General features: G+C 42.6%; 2 protein-coding genes. Both read left to right on the forward strand.

The annotated features are described in order from the left end of the window. Positions 1 to 205 (forward strand): hypothetical protein (locus AZ66_RS33235; RefSeq protein WP_044358240.1); only part of this gene is annotated, 205 nt, incomplete at its 5' end. Between the two features lie 35 nt (positions 206 to 240). Then, complete coding sequence (locus tag AZ66_RS33240; RefSeq protein ID WP_231587114.1) at positions 241 to 390, forward strand: hypothetical protein; 150 nt, start codon at positions 241 to 243, stop codon at positions 388 to 390. Positions 391 to 547 lie beyond the last annotated feature (157 nt).

Raw genomic sequence — 547 nt, forward strand, 5'->3', positions numbered from 1 at the left:
ATCTATTGATCTGCTTGGAGTTTTTTTATGTGAATTAGATGAACGCACTAGATTGATACTTAACAGGCTTATTCCAGCAGATGGAATAGGCTTTTTTTGTGTAAATATTATCGAATCCGTAGAGAAGATAGGTTTGCGATACTCCTTGGCAAAGTATTCACCGATGCGAGAGGCTGGAGAAACCCAGAGACCAAAGAATCATTAGTACGATTCTTGCTGACTCTCAACAAAGGGATGGAGATGGCGGCGAGCAAGATCCCGCAAGATGTCCGAGTAGCAAATAGTAATTTATCGAAGGCGCTGGATTTCTACAGTTCCATCGATAGATGGTATTTGCCTAATCGTTTTCGAGTCCAAGATATTGATCCTGTGAAGGGGTTGACGCATTAGCTGGTGCTATTGGCGCTAGAGCTGTCCGCAGTCGTAATCCACAACCGCCAATCAAGCCGCAAGGAATATCGAAAGGAAGCAATATTAAGGGAATTAAGGTAAACTGGGGTCAAGCGACGACGTTTATCAATGATAGATTTGAAGCTTTACAAAAGTC

Origin of the sequence: Paenibacillus sp. E194, assembly GCF_000935845.1 — a bacterium.
Taxonomy (GTDB): Bacteria; Bacillota; Bacilli; order Paenibacillales; family Paenibacillaceae; genus Paenibacillus_B; species Paenibacillus_B alvei_B.

Excerpts from the sequence above, each read along its gene's own strand:
- AZ66_RS33240 (WP_231587114.1), top strand. The coding sequence starts at position 241 with ATGGCGGCGAGCAAGATCCCGCAAGATGTCCGAGTAGCAAATAGTAAT.